We start from the raw sequence: 14,279 nt of genomic DNA, 5'->3' as shown, positions 1-14,279 counted from the left end.
TTCGTGCGATTAAGCGCGGGATACGTATTCTACATTGCGGGTGTCGATACTTAGTTTGTCCCCTACGTTTATAAAGAAAGGAACCTGTACAACAAGACCGGTTTGGAGCGTTGCCGGCTTCGTGCCGCCGGATGCGGTATCTCCCTTAATGCCCGGTTCTGTATCCGTAACTTCAAGTACGACCGTATTCGGAACTTGCACACCGAGAATCTCGCCTTCATATGATACGATATTAACGTTCATATTCTCAAGTAAGAATTTCAATTCCTGCTCAATCTGGTTCGTCGGCAGGCTAAGCTGATCATATGTCTGTGTATCCATAAATACATGCTCGTCGCCGGAAGCGTACAAATATTGCATTTCTTTCGTTTCAATTCTTGCTTTTGCTACTTTCTCGCCCGCACGGAATGTTGTTTCTTTAATTCCGCCACTGCGAAGGTTACGAAGCTTTGTCCGTACAAAAGCCGCGCCTTTACCAGGCTTCACATGCTGGAACTCAATTACAGAGAAGATGTCCCCATCATGCTCTATTGTTACGCCCGGACGCAAATCGTTTACTGAAATCATGAATAAACCTCCTACAAGCCTGTTATTATCCTGTTTCTTAACTTTCAAATTATAACACAAAACCATTAAGAAAGAACAATCAATTCCTTCGGTGATTTCGTAATTATTTCGCAGCCATCTTCCGTAATAAGGACGTCGTCTTCAATACGGACACCGCCTGTCCCTTCGATATAGATGCCGGGTTCAACCGTGACCATCATCCCCGGAGCGAGAATTTGATTTCCACGCATAGAAAGCGCAGGACCTTCATGGACTTCAAGCCCGATGCCGTGTCCTGTGCTGTGGCCGAAATATTCACCATACCCTGCTTCCTTAATAATATCGCGTGTCAGTGCATCGGCCTGAATCCCCGTCAATCCGGCTTTCATATGCTGTACGCCGTTTAGCTGGGCTTTGAGGACAACATTATAAATTTCCTTTAGCTTATCGCCTGGTTCACCAACCGCAATCGTCCGTGTAATATCGGAGCAGTATCCTTTATAATATGCGCCAAAATCGAGCGTAATCATATCTCCTTTTTCAATTGCTTTTTCCGAGGCAACCCCATGCGGCAGAGCGGAACGCAGGCCGGAAGCAACAATCGTGTCGAAAGAAGAAGACGATGCGCCTTGAGAACGCATATGGAATTCCATTTCATTCGCCACCTGAAGCTCGGTCATTCCTGGTTTGATAAAGGAAAGGATGTGGGTAAACGTATTGTCCGCAATCGCTGCGGCTTCTTTAATAATGGCAACTTCATCCGGAGTCTTAAGCAGCCTGAGCTCCTCAATAATGCTTGAAACAGGGACCAGCTCAACATTTGGATTCAGCGCTTCCAATCGCTCAAAAAGCGCATAGGTCACATGATTTTTCTCAAAACCGAGCTTTTTGACTCCATACTGCTTCACTCTTGCCGCTACCGTTTCTACGATGTCAGCTTCGTGGCGGATTACATCGAATCCTTCCGCCTGCTGCGCGGCTTGTTCCACATAGCGAAAATCAGTGATTAATTCGGCGCCTTGCTCAGTGATGAGGCAGTAACCGGAGGAACCGGTAAACCCTGTTGTATACCGTCTGTTGTAGGCGTTTGTTACGAGTAAGCCGTCAATATTATGCGCGTCCAACTGTTTGCGGATTGCATTAATTTTTGCCGTCAATTCCATCATCTCCGATTTATAGTATGCTTTAAGGTGTGCTTGTTAAGATAGCGAAGCATCTATAACATTATCCTAAGTATAGAAAATTATATTTTCATATACAATAAGAAAAGAGCACCCCTCACAGTCATTAGCAAGAGATGCTCCCCGCAGCCAACGTGTGCTGGCTATGTACAGCGTATTATTATTTCTGATTGGAAAGATAAACGGCTACCTTCTCCACCTCATCGTCCTTAAGAAGTCCGCCAGGCATCATCGTGCCCTTGCGCCCTTCTTTAAGTACTTTTGCAATCTCATCTTTGGAAAGGCGGGACCCGACATCCGTTAGCTTCGGACCTGCGCCGCCTTCAAGGTTTCCCCCATGGCAGGATATGCATTTTCCTTCCGTAATTTTCTTAGCATCATCTGCACCAGTGCCTGCTGCCGCTTGCCCTTGATCGGCAGGCTTATCCGCAGGGGCATCGGCGGCTTTCTGCCCGCCGCCGCAGGCCGATAGACCGATAACAAGCGCCAGCAGTAAAGCTGCACCCAATAATTTTTTCATATACTCACCTCCCCCCATAACCATATTTATCATCCCTTCCCTTAATTATCAATAGCTGTTGCAAGAATGTTCGTTTATCTCCATACTTTTGCTAGAATCCTTACATTAAATAAGATAAAATAAAGGGTAAGGAAGGTGTTTAACTTGTCAAAACAAATTCAACCCGCTTACGGCGGCCAGGCAGTTGTTGAGGGCGTCATGTTTGGCGGCAGAAACTATACTGTAACCGCCGTTCGCCGCAAGGATGAAACGATCGAATATTACGAGGAACGAAAACAGGAAAAACCATGGGTGAATTCCTTCAAAAAAATCCCTTTCATCCGGGGAATTGTAGGGTTAATTTCTGCGAGCGCCAATGGCTCGAAGCACCTTAACTTCTCTACCGAGCGTTACGACGTTGCTCCCGGTGAAGAAGACGACAGCGAAAATGAAAAGCAGGCCTCTAAGCTCACGATGATTTTGGGTGTTGCTGTCGTCGGCGTCCTGTCCCTTATTTTCGGAAAGCTGATGTTTACCGTTGTGCCTGCCGTCCTTGCTGATGTATTGTTTAAGCATTGGGTAACGAACAATATTCTTCAGAATTTAATTGAAGGCGGCATTAAAATTATTCTTCTGCTGACCTATATTCTCGCCATCGCCCAAACCCCTATGATTAAGCGGCTTTTTCAGTATCATGGGGCGGAACATAAAGTGATTAATGCTTATGAAGCCGGGGTAGAATTAACAGTAAAGAGGGTACAGCAATTCTCCACCCTCCATTATCGGTGTGGAAGCAGTTTCATTATTTTCACCGTCCTTGTGGGCGTTGTTATCTACTCGTTCTTCCACTACGATTCACTATGGGAGAGAGTTTACCAGCGTATTTTACTGTTGCCTGTTGTTATCGGCGTCTCTTATGAAACTCTGCAGGCGACGAATAAATTGCGCGATGTTCCTTTTTTACGCATACTTGGCTATCCGGGTCTCTGGCTGCAAAAAGTCACAACGCGGGAACCGGATGATAAACAGGTGGAAGTTGCCATCGCCTCATTCAAGCGCATGCAGGAATTGGATGAAGGGAAGGCTAAAGAGGATTTAGTTTCTGTCAGCTACTAATTCGCTTGGGTTACACATCTAATGAAATGAGGTGTTAGGGTGTCGCGGAAATCTCAGGTCGTTACTGTCGTATTGTTTGCTCTTGTCGGAGTCGGATTGGCAACCCAGCTTTATAAGGATCCATGGGGCCTCGTTAAATCAATTTTAATTATGGCCGCTATCGGGGGGCTTCTCTACTTCTTGTTCAACCGTTTTCTTCCAGGAGGCTCAGGGAGAACGAGTACGGGCGATGCAGGCTACCAGAAAGCGCTGAAGCAGCAGAAACAGCGGAATAAGCGCTCGCAGCAGGGACAGCAATCCACACCGCTGATTCCTTCCTCCACGAGTAAATTAAAGAAAATGAACCGACTGAAAGCATCGGCGCGGCGCAACCATCCGTTTCGTGTCATTGATGGGAAGAAAAACAAACAGAAGAATACGGAAAAAACAAAAACCTCTTGATTTAAGAGGTTTTTCTTTTCTTCCGAAGAGCGGGCAAGCGTGTGAAAAAATCGTGTGCAGCCTCATTTCCGGATTCGTATAGCCAGTCTCTCTCCTCCTCCGTTAAATCAAACTTCGTGGTGGAGATTCCGTCAGTCGGAATAAATACGGTGCGCGCGGCGTGCTGCTTCTCAACGTACCTTTGATCATGAGCCTGCATCATCGTCCGCAGCATCGCGTGTACATAATCCGGAAAATTAGAAATAGGATACGGTTCAGCTTCATAGCCGGCAGAGAGCCGAAACCCGATTGTAGGGTAGTCCAGCTCCGTGTTCTCCCCGAATATCCATAAAGGGAATTTGCTTAAAATGCCTCCATCTACAATGTACACGGGAGCATTTCCGTTTTTCAAAATAACCGGCTGCAGGTAAAAAGGCAGGCTTGCACTCATCCGGATCGCGAGTGCGACCGAGAACGTGGAAGGATCGTATCCGATTTTATCTAAATCATCAGGAATAACAAGGAGGCGCCCATCCGTAATGTCGGAGGCGATGATTTTCAGGCTCCCAGCCGGTAAATCGCCAAACGTGCATACGTTTTTGCGGCGCAGCTGTTTTTCTACCCATTTATAAAGATAGTCACCTGTATACATTCCTTTGCAAACCCATAGATTTACCCAGGGGCCAATGAAAGGGATCCGGGCAATTCCCTGTTTTTTCTGCAAAGCGACATAATTGAATTCCTTCATAAGCTGCCGCAGTTCCTCGGCCGTAAAGCCGGCGGCCAGCAATCCGGCAATGATTGCACCCGCCGAAGTGCCCGCTACCCTGTTCCAACGAAAGCCTTGCTGTTCGAAAGCCTGGATTGCGCCTACAAAACCAATACCTTTAACACCGCCGCCTTCAAACACAGCATCTATTTTCATTTGGTTCCCTCCCGCTGTATCGCCTTCTGTATACAATTTACTCCAGGAGATGGATTTTAAGAATAAAAAAGAGACCCGAAGGCCTCTGCTCGTTCCATTATTGACGATTTATGACTCGCTTTCCGCTTCCATTAAGCGGCGAAGATCGGCTACGCGCTCCGGCTCTTCCTGGAAATATTGAACTAGGCATTCAATACAGGTAATGGAATCCCAGCTTAAATGATGCTCGATTCCTTCCACGTCATCAAAAATAACTTCTTCAGATACACCGATAATGCGCAGAAAGCTCTCAAGCAAAGCATGTCTATCAACAAGCCGCTTCCCCATTTTTTTCCCCTTCGTGGTCAGCACGAGTCCGCGGTACTTCTCATATACTAAATACTGGCTTTTATCCAGCTTTTGCACCATTTTTGTTACGGAAGACGGGTGAACGTTCAATGCTTCCGCGATATCGGAAACACGCGCATACCCTTTCTCTTCAATAAGTGTATAAATTCTTTCGAGATAATCTTCCATACTTGGAGTTGCCATTCCGTTCCCCCATCCCTGCGACTCTCTTTGCGATTCCTATTCACTTCCTGTCCTATTATGATACCGTACTTTGAAAATGACATGCAAGAAAATCAGGTAAAATACTCAATTCCACTATCTAAAGTTAATGAATTGCAAATCAAGCGGAAAATCTTCATTTTTCAACAGGGCCATGACCTGCTGGAGATCATCCCTGCTTTTGCCTGTCACCCGTACCTGATCGTCCTGAATCTGGCTCTTTACTTTAAGCTTGCTGTCTTTAATGAGCTTGTTAATCTTCCTGGCATTATCAGCGTCAATCCCCTGAGCGATTTTTCCCCGCTGGCGCACGGTACCGCCGGATGCCTGCTCGACTTTGCCGTAGGAAATGCTTTTAAAGGAGATGCCCCGCTTAATTAATTTGGAATCGAGTACCTCCTTTACCTGGTCTAGCTTAAAATCGCTGTCCGATAGGATGACAAGCTCGTCTTTTTCGAGTGTAATGTTACTTTTGCTCCCCTTGAAATCATAACGTGTCTCGATTTCCTTCATCGCCTGGTTTACCGCGTTCGTTACTTCAGCCAAATCGACTTTGGACACAATATCGAATGAATTTTCCTTGCTCATCGTATTCCTCCTTAAAATCATCTGTTCTTGTATGTATAATGCTATCGTATCAAATTTTTTATCAGGATGGGAATCGATATCTCTACTTTTTCTTAGAGCGATCATATATAAAGCCCGTTTCGCTTAGTTAGGAAACGGGCTTCTCATTGGTAATTTTAATAAATCGATCATACTGCCGTTCGGTCATGCGGAGCTGGGTGAACGCTTCTTTAATTGCATTTACATTGTTTTCCTCAATCCCCTGAAAAAGAAGCTCCGGGAACGCTTTATACCTGTCCACAATCATAATGTAGGTGTTATACATATTTAGTGCGCCCGGCTCCGGCCTTGGGATTGACATGGCGTGCTTGACGGCAGCCCGATAGGAGTTTTCCACGCTCCCAACCCGCTGCTCCCAGTCCTTCTGGTCGAATTCTCCCTGAAGCTGTCCCTGCAATTCGGCACTGGCGAGCAATAAATCATTCATGTATTCCAAAGCCTGCTTGCCAAACTGCGGTGAACTCTGGGCTGGCTCATCCAGCGTAGAATCCGGTACGGTGATTATCTGCAAAGTCCCCTTTTCCTCCGCCGCTTGGGAAGGGGCGTCCATATGGTTCGCCTGTCCGTTAGAGCAAGCCGTAAGAAACAAGGTCATCACACTGCCAACAATAAATAGAAATCGGTTTCGTTTCAAAATATCTCCTCCCTCCCAAGATATATATGGAAGGGAGGGACAAATCATTACCTCATCGTGTGTCCCTAGTGAATAATACACCATTGGAGTAAGAGCAGGAGGAAGAATCTCTTCTCATATCTTGCAGGACAAGCTAATACAATGGCTATAAAGGAGGGTTAAAACAAATGAAAGCAACGATTTCTATCACTATTGTCCTGCTTTGTACAGCTGCACTCACCGCCTGCAGTTCTGAAAGCAAATTCGAGCCCGTTGCCCACTCCAATGTTCAGAAGCAAGAAGCGCAAACGATAAAAAGCATGCCACTCAATCCATCCGCCTCTACAGCTGTAAACGCTAATGATAAAATGTTTATTCAAGACGTTGAAAATTCGATAGATACATTGCAAAAGACGCTGAAAGAATTAGACCTTATCCTTTCCGAAACCCAGCACAACGATGAACTTGATGAAGCAAAAGAAAGCGTGGATATAGCCAGGCAGGAGGTGCTCTACCTATGGAATAAAATCCATAACGATTCTAAGCCCGAAAGCGCTAACCTTAAAAAGATAAAAACAAGCTACGAGGGGATTCTTACGAAATTCAGAAAAGGGCTAACTTACCAGCTAGATGGAATGCGGGTTGTAAACTCAGTGAAAATCATGGAGGGAATCGATATCACGAACAAGGCAAAAAGCAGCTTGAACGAACTTGTGATGAATATAAAAAAAGAAAAAGGGTAATTTTTTTCAAAAATTCTATTGACTTATTTCATTTTTATATGATATCATTTTATTTTTGCCAAAACAGTCTACATATGCTATTATTGAAAAAGGCACTTTATCGGAGGTGAGTTTTTTTGTTTGAAATAGGTGACAAGATTGTTTATCCAATGCATGGTGCAGGCGTGGTCGAAGCTGTAGAGGAAAAAGAAATCCTGGGAGAGAAACAGCGCTATTATATTATAAAAATGCCGATTGGCAGCATGAAAGTAATGGTTCCTGTAAAGAAAGCATCAGGTCTTGGTATACGTCTCGTTGTCGATGCGCATACGCTGGAGAATGTATTGCTTCTTCTCCATAATGAAGAATCCGATAAATTAATTCCGTGGAACCAGCGGTATCGCCTGAATATGGAAAAAATGAAAACAGGCAATATACAGGACAGTGCCGAAGTGGTCCGAGATTTAATGCGCAGAAACGAAGAAAAAATCCTTAATACAAGCGAGAAAAGGATGTTGGACAGCGCGCGGCAAATTTTAATTAGTGAACTGGTGCTAGTCAAAGGGTTTACGGAAAATCAAGCAACTGATTTGTTGGATAGGGAAATCAACTATTAGAAATAACAGGCTAAACCTATTTTTATGATAGAAGCATAAAGCATTGATTGCACCCGAAAAAACTAGCCTGAAGGCTATTTTTTTTGCCGGCTATCTATCGATTATCCAGACAGCAAAAAAGGCTGCTAACATGATGATGTCAGCAGCCTTCCCTCATATCGTTACAATATGATTGGTTTATTACCTATTATAACTTAACAACGTTTGCAGCTTGAGCTCCACGGTTGCCTTGTGTAACGTCAAAACTTACTCGCTGTCCTTCTTCGAGGGATTTGAATCCATCTCCTGTAATGGCAGAAAAATGTACAAATACATCCTCTCCACCTTCAACTTCAATAAAGCCAAATCCTTTTTCTGCATTAAACCATTTTACTGTACCTGTGTTCATGTAAGAACCTCCGCAAATTTAGTATAATATGTTAGTTAATATTGAATATAAAAATAAAAATTCACATATTATCACGGGCTGTATACAAATTGAAAATATAACCCCTGATAACATGTGAATTATAAAAATCAATATATAATTAACGTTTGAATTCATTATAGCATACGCTTTTAATATGACAAGGCAGCATAAACAATCGTACAATTTCTCCCTGTTTTTTTCGCCTCATACAATGACTGATCGGCTTTTTTCACTAATTGTGAGACATCGGTTACCCCATCCGGATAGGAAGCAACGCCGGCGGAAATCGTAACTGTTTCCCCGTACGCTGATGCTTTGTTCTATGCTTTTTCGCAAGCGTTCCGCCAGCTCAAAGGCCTCGTTTTTGCCGGCATGAGGAAGCAGGATAACAAACTCTTCTCCACCTACACGGCAGCATATATCCTGTTTTCGCACGGTTTGCCGTATTTGATCGGCAAGAAACGTAAGCACATGATCCCCTGCCGTGTGGCCAAACGTATCATTAATCCTCTTAAAATGGTCGATATCCAATAAAATAATAGAGCAGGCAATCTCATTTTGTTTCCATTCTTGTATTTGTTTATCCATCGTTCTCCGATTGGCAAGCCCCGTCAGCGGATCAGTCACGGATTCGTGCATAAAGTGGTTAATTTCTTCATGCAGGGAGTCCAGGCTATAGGTAAGTGCCTTCTTTAGTTGAAGGGCCTCGTAATACCAGGCAAAGATGCTATCGACATTTCCTTTTTGTCCTTTTTCTATGCTGCGCTCCGCATAGTACGACAGCTGCTGCAGCGGTTTCGCAATCCACTTAACAAGCCACGAAATGATAAGGATGGAAAGCAGCAGAGAAGGCAGTGCTGTCAGTATCATATCTTTAACCATTTTATCAGACGGGGCAAGGGCCATTTTTACAGGGCGCTGTGACACGACTCCCCAGTGGGCGGTTGGGACAAAAGCGTATCCTGCCAGCATATCTTCCCCTTTCGTGTTAATGATACGTTCGGCGCCATTTTCTCCTTGCATGAGCTTTTGAACAATGGCATTCTTTATTATGACCTCATTCACACGCTCCTGCTTTTGGTGATAGATAACACGGCCATCCGGGTTTATAACATATACATAGGAACCATCATGGTAAAAGTGACGGCCCATCAATTGGTTTAAAGCACTGCCTTTTTTCAGGTACAGCGTTCCACCAACCAGGCCAACATAGTTTCCCTGCCTGTCATGAATGGGATAGGAAATAAAAATGACCAATCTTCCGGTAATAGCCGTATATGGCTTGGAGATGAGCGGTTTTCTTTCCTTTAGTGCTTGTTCTGCCCCGGGGGATGTTAATACTTTCCCTACCATGTTAATCGTTTGTGATGAGGTAGCTAAAATCTTTCCGGTTTTATCGGCAATGATGACCGAGTTAAACGTATTCGTTTGTTTTTGTAACCGATCTGCTTCGTTGAGGAGTTTTCCTGTATTTTTCATAAAAGGAGAAATCTCCTGCGCGCTCACCTGCAGTGTTTGAAGCGTATTATTTAAAAACGAATCAATCGTTGCTGCGAGCTTTAACGCATAGACGCGGTTTGTTTCCAGTGTGTTCGTAATAAGGGCCTGTTTGCTTACACGGTAACCGGCGATCATACTGCTAAAGAATGTTACAGAAACCGAAATGATGACGATAAATAAAATTAAGTGCCACAAAGAAATGCGTATTCTCCTCATTCTCTTTCCCTTCTTGCTATCTAAAAACTTCTACGATTTTATCATACAATCCTGAATGTTCCAACTAAGTTTTGCAAGTCCTCTGCCATTTTGGATAAATACATTTTGTGGGGCCTGCCTGTGAAGTGTGTTCAGAATGAATCATTTCTTTGTCTCCTTATTATCTAAAAATTGACAACATATAAAGCGGGGGTGTTCCTAAACAGGCTAAGCCGTTCCTTACATCGGAACGGCTGCTATGCTTGTTCAAACTATTATGTTACTTAAACAAATGGGGGAGTGGGACCTTTGTTATTATTTTTTACAACTAACAGAACTTTGCCTTCATCCAGCTTAGCTTCATAATGATCCGCTTCTTCTGGGCTAAAGTCAAGGTTTTGCAACACATTGCGCGGTCCTTCTCCATTTCCCTGGTCCTTTAAAAATTTAGGCACGCTAGTAATGTCCGTTAGGTCCAAAGCGGTTTCAGTCTCATGAGCGAGAATATACATGTTCCCTTCTGTATACCTTTTATCCTTTAAGTTGCTAATATCTTGATAAAGTGCGGCTAGGTTATCATACTCTTTTACGAAACAGTCATCATTCATTCTGCATCCGCCTTTCTCAATTATGGATAAGACACTACTATACCTTTCCCATTTCAATGAACGTGAAACAAACAGCCCTGAATGTCTAAAGGAATGCGGCCTCTCGTTTGTTCATAAAGTATTGTAAGGTCTTGAAGTGAACGAAGAATAGTATCCGGTTGAATAATACCCGGTCGGATACGAACTGCTTTCCCGAGCAATGTGCCTCTTTTTCATTTTTCGCCTGCTTTTTTTGTTGATCAGCACTCGTGATCGGCTATCGTTCTTTTTATATTCCTTCATCCATCGGTTTACAATCACATGCAAATTTTCCTGGCGATATAAGAGGAGCTTTATCACAATTTTTTTCTTACTGGGAGATAAAACCGAAACAGGCATCGATTTCACTATCTTCTTGATTTTATAAGCAGGGATGCTTTGTATCTGTTCTATAAAAGGAGACAGCTGCTGATAGCTATAAATATAAGAGCGTAGTCCTTGCACATAATGTCGATTATATTTTGTTACATGATTCCAATAGGAAGAATTCCATGGGACCCTTCTCCATTTCATGGCACCTAATAACGCGAATCCATGATCAATAAGATAAAAACTATATTTGTTTCTTTTAGGAAATGTAATAAGATTTTCTCCGTGTCTGTCTACATTGCATATCCAAATATCAAACACGAATGTCTTTAAAAGCTGTTGAGGATTATCAATATGCTTCATAATTGGACTATTTAACTTTTTGCTAAGCTCAGCCCAGGTATAATGACGCCGGGCTGGCCGGACAATGGAAACAACCCCTCGCCTTCTTTCAATTTTCGCCAGTTTAATCTTCGCCGCCTTCAAGTTAAGCGCCCTTGCCAGGCGATAAGAAATTAATTCATTAGCAAGGAGAGGTCCGGCATATTTCTTGCTTTTTTTATCCAGTATCTTAAAATATCCTCTCTGTGTTTTCCTATTCTTAGTACGGGTAACAACCCATACCGTGCTAATCTTCCGAGAGAGTTTTCGCACAATTTTCCATTTACCTTTATGCATCTATTGCCCTCCCCTTTTTTTTCCTTTCTACCTATAAAGTATTTACAACTATATGATTCAGGCACGGCAAAACTTTCCTAATTAATGAGAATGTCAGCTTTTTAATGTGATCAAGATGATTAGGCATCAATAGACAACCTTTTGATGAACATGCAGTAAATAGGTAATCAGACTGAAAAAGCAGGGCAAACTACACAAAGAGAAAAGCAGAAAATTCATCCGTACAAGCCACCTTGCTGGGTGAGTTTACGTATAACCGAGGTGATATCATTTATGGCAAAGATAAGAGTGAATGGAGTTTTCTTGCACTATATTGTTCAAGGAAAAGGGACCCCCATTATTTTTATTCATCCTCCTATACTCAGCGGTGTAAATTTTAAATATCAGCTTGATGAGCTATCAAAGTATTTTACCGTAATAATTTTTGATATAAGAGGCCATGGAAAAAGCCAACCTTCTACGCAGACGTTGACCTATTCACTCATTGTTGAAGATATGAAAAAAATCATGGACCATCTGGGCGTGGATAAAGCATTCGTATGTGGATACTCAACAGGAGGTTCCATTGCTCTTGAATTTTTGTTAACAGCTCCTGAGCGGACATTAGGCGGCATTCTTGTTGGCGGAATATCAGAGGTAAATACTTGGCAGTTAAAAAATAAAATCTCCTTGGGGATTGCGCTTGCCAAGGTTGGGGCCATTTCCACACTTGCTTTCTCTATTGCTTGGAGTAATTCGAATACAACAGCAATGTTCTGGAAATTATTAAGAGACGCTAAAAAAGCCAATAAGAAAACAGCAGAAGAGTATTACCGATACAGTTTGACGTATAACTGTACAAATCAACTGCAGAGCATTCCCTTCCCTGTTTTGCTGGTGTACGGGGCGGAAGATAAAGATTTTCATTCTTATGGCCGGCTTATCCATACAAATTTGGCGAATAGTGAATTCAAATTGATACCAAAGGTAAAACATCAGATTCCCACAAAGACACACAAGGAATTAAACAATCTAATCAAACAGTTTATTTTTTCTTCTAAATGAATATTTCAAAATGAAGGCAAACTATATACGACTGGCTTACTATTACATCCCTACAACGGAGGAAGCTTATGCCTATTTTTAAACCTTCCCAAATTGCGCACTCGATTTATGAAATAGACGGAGATACGCTGCAGCGGGCAGGAATTAAAGGAATCATACTTGACTGGAATAATACATTAATGAAAAAGAAATCTGAGTCAGCATCGGATTCGCTAAAAATATGGCTAAAAGACTTTCAGTCCCGCTATGCGATAAAGCTGGTTATCGTCTCGAACAGCAAACCTCCGACGCGAGGAAACGGGCTGATTAATGAGATTCCGGCTTTGTTTGAAGCGGGCAAACCGAAGAAAAAAGCATTTCTTGCCGCCTTGGATATCCTCGGAACCCGTAGAAACGAGACAGCGGTTATTGGCAATGGCATTATTACTGATTTGTGGGGCGGAAACCGGCTAGGGATGTACACGATTTTCGTGTCTCCTTCATGGACGCAGCCTCGGTTTATAGGGGCGATAAAACGGCTAGTGGTAAAAGTGCTTCGAGTATAGACGAACATCCTGTTCGCCGTCACTCTAAACGTTGTTATCGCATGTGCATGTGAGTCATAAAGAGTAGAAATAGAAACCCTTGGTTCACCAGCCAGCGGGTTTCTTGCTGTTTTGTTTGTGCAGATTATCGGACTTTCGAGCAAAAAGGGCAAACGCCCAACACTTGTCCAAACCCATTCACATAATCTAATACTATCTCTTGCATAAAAGGGAGGGAAAAGTATGGCAGGTTTTGGATTTGATGAGGAAATCGGGATTATTCTCGTACTGTTCATCCTACTCGTGATTATTGCGTGTGCATGTGATTAAGGAAAGGGGAAAAGCCGGATATCTATTCATCCGGCTTTTTTTAGTATATAGTATAAGGCCATAAATTTTTCAATTACGTACATAGCAAAAAAAGAAATAAACGAACAATGACACTTTTGTTCTCTAGAAAAAATTGTCCAGTCACAAGTGAATATTTACCAGCAAAAATTCGCTTGTATGTATGTTAGGATGGAACAAGAGTTAGAAAACACCAAATTTCAGATTAGGAGTGATAAAATGAAAAGACTTCTAGGAGCTACTCTTCTTGGTGCATCTCTGCTGGTATTCAATGTAGGAAGCGCAAGTGCAGCGTCCACTTGCCCATTCGCCAACGGGGCACAAAATTTCGGTTCTAACACCGGAACACAACAATTGAATCCTGCTAATGATCAAGGATTAAATAATTTAGTTCAACAAGCTTTTGCTAATAACAATAACATTACAGGAGTACCGGCTAAGCAGTCTAATTGTCCGGCTCAATTATTTAATGCGCCAGCTTCGCAGCAAGCAAAAACACCGGCACAATCTTTTAGTGGATTCCCATCTTTCATGAACTGTTTCAAGTAATACATGCCAAAAGGACAACTGCTTGCTGTCCTTTTTCTTTTAATAAGCTAGAACAGAACTAACGGTTTCGCTCTCGCTTCCCTTAACTGTGCAAACCTCCCTTCAACCAGGGACGATGACGATAGGGACCGATCGGGATTTGGATGAGGCTGGTTTTTCCTTGCAGCTCCATTTTATAAATTTCATCACACGAATTCACATCAAACCCGAGGAGAGGATGTCCTCCCATCCCGATGGCGCATGCCGTCAGAAGTAGCTGTT

The 14,279-nt window shown here is 42.9% G+C and carries 18 protein-coding genes and 2 pseudogenes; 7 read left to right on the top strand and 13 right to left on the bottom strand.

The genetic code is table 11. The features are described from left to right. Positions 1-9: 9 nt before the first annotated feature. The 3 genes from efp to MBEAL2_RS06210 all read right to left on the bottom strand — a co-directional run bounded on the left by efp (position 10) and on the right by MBEAL2_RS06210 (position 2,247). Positions 10-567 (bottom strand): elongation factor P, encoded by a 558-nt coding sequence (efp, locus tag MBEAL2_RS06220; protein ID WP_047151478.1) that lies wholly within the window; start codon positions 565-567, stop codon positions 10-12. A gap of 65 nt (positions 568-632) precedes the next feature. Beyond that, entirely contained in the window at positions 633-1,703 is a 1,071-nt protein-coding gene (locus MBEAL2_RS06215) for a M24 family metallopeptidase (protein WP_439644829.1), read from the bottom strand. A 184-nt stretch (positions 1,704-1,887) separates the two neighbouring features. Next, positions 1,888-2,247 carry a c-type cytochrome gene (locus tag MBEAL2_RS06210; RefSeq protein ID WP_047151476.1) on the bottom strand — a complete coding sequence of 120 codons (360 nt, stop codon included), beginning with the start codon at positions 2,245-2,247 and terminating at the stop codon, positions 1,888-1,890. A gap of 144 nt (positions 2,248-2,391) precedes the next feature. Between MBEAL2_RS06210 and MBEAL2_RS06205 the strand changes: the two genes are divergently transcribed. Continuing rightward, positions 2,392-3,342 carry a DUF1385 domain-containing protein gene (locus tag MBEAL2_RS06205; RefSeq protein WP_047151475.1) on the top strand — a complete coding sequence of 317 codons (951 nt, stop codon included), beginning with the start codon at positions 2,392-2,394 and terminating at the stop codon, positions 3,340-3,342. A gap of 39 nt (positions 3,343-3,381) precedes the next feature. Then, on the top strand, positions 3,382-3,783 hold the full coding sequence (locus MBEAL2_RS06200; protein WP_047151474.1) for an SA1362 family protein: 402 nt from the start codon (positions 3,382-3,384) through the stop codon (positions 3,781-3,783). Position 3,784: 1 nt separating this feature from the next. Here MBEAL2_RS06200 and MBEAL2_RS06195 read toward each other — a convergent pair whose 3' ends face one another. From MBEAL2_RS06195 to MBEAL2_RS06180, 4 genes are all read right to left on the bottom strand, one after another. Next, a complete protein-coding gene (locus tag MBEAL2_RS06195; protein ID WP_047151473.1) occupies positions 3,785-4,687 on the bottom strand; it encodes a patatin-like phospholipase family protein in 903 nt (300 codons plus the stop codon). A 108-nt stretch (positions 4,688-4,795) separates the two neighbouring features. After that, positions 4,796-5,218: a transcriptional regulator MntR gene (gene mntR / locus MBEAL2_RS06190; protein WP_047151472.1), complete on the bottom strand. Its 423-nt coding sequence runs from the start codon at positions 5,216-5,218 to the stop codon at positions 4,796-4,798. 114 nt (positions 5,219-5,332) lie between these two features. Then, positions 5,333-5,824 (bottom strand): YajQ family cyclic di-GMP-binding protein, encoded by a 492-nt coding sequence (locus MBEAL2_RS06185; protein ID WP_047151471.1) that lies wholly within the window; start codon positions 5,822-5,824, stop codon positions 5,333-5,335. A 127-nt stretch (positions 5,825-5,951) separates the two neighbouring features. After that, positions 5,952-6,497 (bottom strand): hypothetical protein, encoded by a 546-nt coding sequence (locus MBEAL2_RS06180; RefSeq protein WP_047151470.1) that lies wholly within the window; start codon positions 6,495-6,497, stop codon positions 5,952-5,954. Positions 6,498-6,664: 167 nt separating this feature from the next. On the opposite strand from MBEAL2_RS06180, the gene MBEAL2_RS06175 reads away from it, so the two are divergent. Both MBEAL2_RS06175 and MBEAL2_RS06170 read left to right on the top strand, forming a co-directional pair. Further along, positions 6,665-7,219 (top strand): hypothetical protein, encoded by a 555-nt coding sequence (locus MBEAL2_RS06175; protein ID WP_047151469.1) that lies wholly within the window; start codon positions 6,665-6,667, stop codon positions 7,217-7,219. Positions 7,220-7,335: 116 nt separating this feature from the next. Next, complete coding sequence (locus tag MBEAL2_RS06170; protein ID WP_082129789.1) at positions 7,336-7,815, top strand: CarD family transcriptional regulator; 480 nt, start codon at positions 7,336-7,338, stop codon at positions 7,813-7,815. A gap of 187 nt (positions 7,816-8,002) precedes the next feature. Here MBEAL2_RS06170 and MBEAL2_RS06165 read toward each other — a convergent pair whose 3' ends face one another. The 5 genes and pseudogenes from MBEAL2_RS06165 to MBEAL2_RS06150 form a co-directional block, all read right to left on the bottom strand. Next, positions 8,003-8,203, bottom strand: a complete 201-nt coding sequence (locus MBEAL2_RS06165) for a cold-shock protein (protein ID WP_047151468.1) — start codon at positions 8,201-8,203, stop codon at positions 8,003-8,005. Positions 8,204-8,373: 170 nt separating this feature from the next. Then, positions 8,374-8,511: a diguanylate cyclase domain-containing protein gene (locus tag MBEAL2_RS33490; RefSeq protein WP_269082449.1), complete on the bottom strand. Its 138-nt coding sequence runs from the start codon at positions 8,509-8,511 to the stop codon at positions 8,374-8,376. 85 nt (positions 8,512-8,596) lie between these two features. After that, positions 8,597-9,859 (bottom strand): annotated as a pseudogene (locus MBEAL2_RS06160) (sensor domain-containing diguanylate cyclase); the annotation flags it as partial. A gap of 344 nt (positions 9,860-10,203) precedes the next feature. Then, positions 10,204-10,527 carry a YflT domain-containing protein gene (locus MBEAL2_RS06155; protein WP_047151467.1) on the bottom strand — a complete coding sequence of 108 codons (324 nt, stop codon included), beginning with the start codon at positions 10,525-10,527 and terminating at the stop codon, positions 10,204-10,206. Positions 10,528-10,638: 111 nt separating this feature from the next. Beyond that, positions 10,639-11,553: a HipA family kinase gene (locus tag MBEAL2_RS06150; protein ID WP_052947524.1), complete on the bottom strand. Its 915-nt coding sequence runs from the start codon at positions 11,551-11,553 to the stop codon at positions 10,639-10,641. Positions 11,554-11,826: 273 nt separating this feature from the next. On the opposite strand from MBEAL2_RS06150, the gene MBEAL2_RS06145 reads away from it, so the two are divergent. From MBEAL2_RS06145 to MBEAL2_RS06135, 3 genes are all read left to right on the top strand, one after another. After that, the gene (locus tag MBEAL2_RS06145) at positions 11,827-12,597 is read left to right on the top strand and encodes an alpha/beta fold hydrolase (RefSeq protein ID WP_047151466.1); all 771 of its coding nucleotides are present in this window, start codon (positions 11,827-11,829) and stop codon (positions 12,595-12,597) included. Positions 12,598-12,665: 68 nt separating this feature from the next. Then, positions 12,666-13,142, top strand: coding sequence for a YqeG family HAD IIIA-type phosphatase (locus MBEAL2_RS06140; RefSeq protein WP_047151465.1), 477 nt, complete (start codon positions 12,666-12,668; stop codon positions 13,140-13,142). Between the two features lie 546 nt (positions 13,143-13,688). Beyond that, positions 13,689-14,018 (top strand): hypothetical protein, encoded by a 330-nt coding sequence (locus tag MBEAL2_RS06135; RefSeq protein WP_047151464.1) that lies wholly within the window; start codon positions 13,689-13,691, stop codon positions 14,016-14,018. Between the two features lie 82 nt (positions 14,019-14,100). Here MBEAL2_RS06135 and MBEAL2_RS31015 read toward each other — a convergent pair. After that, positions 14,101-14,279 (bottom strand): annotated as a pseudogene (locus MBEAL2_RS31015) (NADH oxidase); the annotation flags it as partial.

Source organism: Aneurinibacillus tyrosinisolvens (genome assembly GCF_001015055.1).
GTDB classification, from domain to species: Bacteria; Bacillota; Bacilli; order Aneurinibacillales; family Aneurinibacillaceae; genus Aneurinibacillus_A; species Aneurinibacillus_A tyrosinisolvens.
The sequence above is the reverse complement of the archived record's forward strand: the minus strand, read 5'-3'. Positions and strand labels throughout refer to the sequence as shown.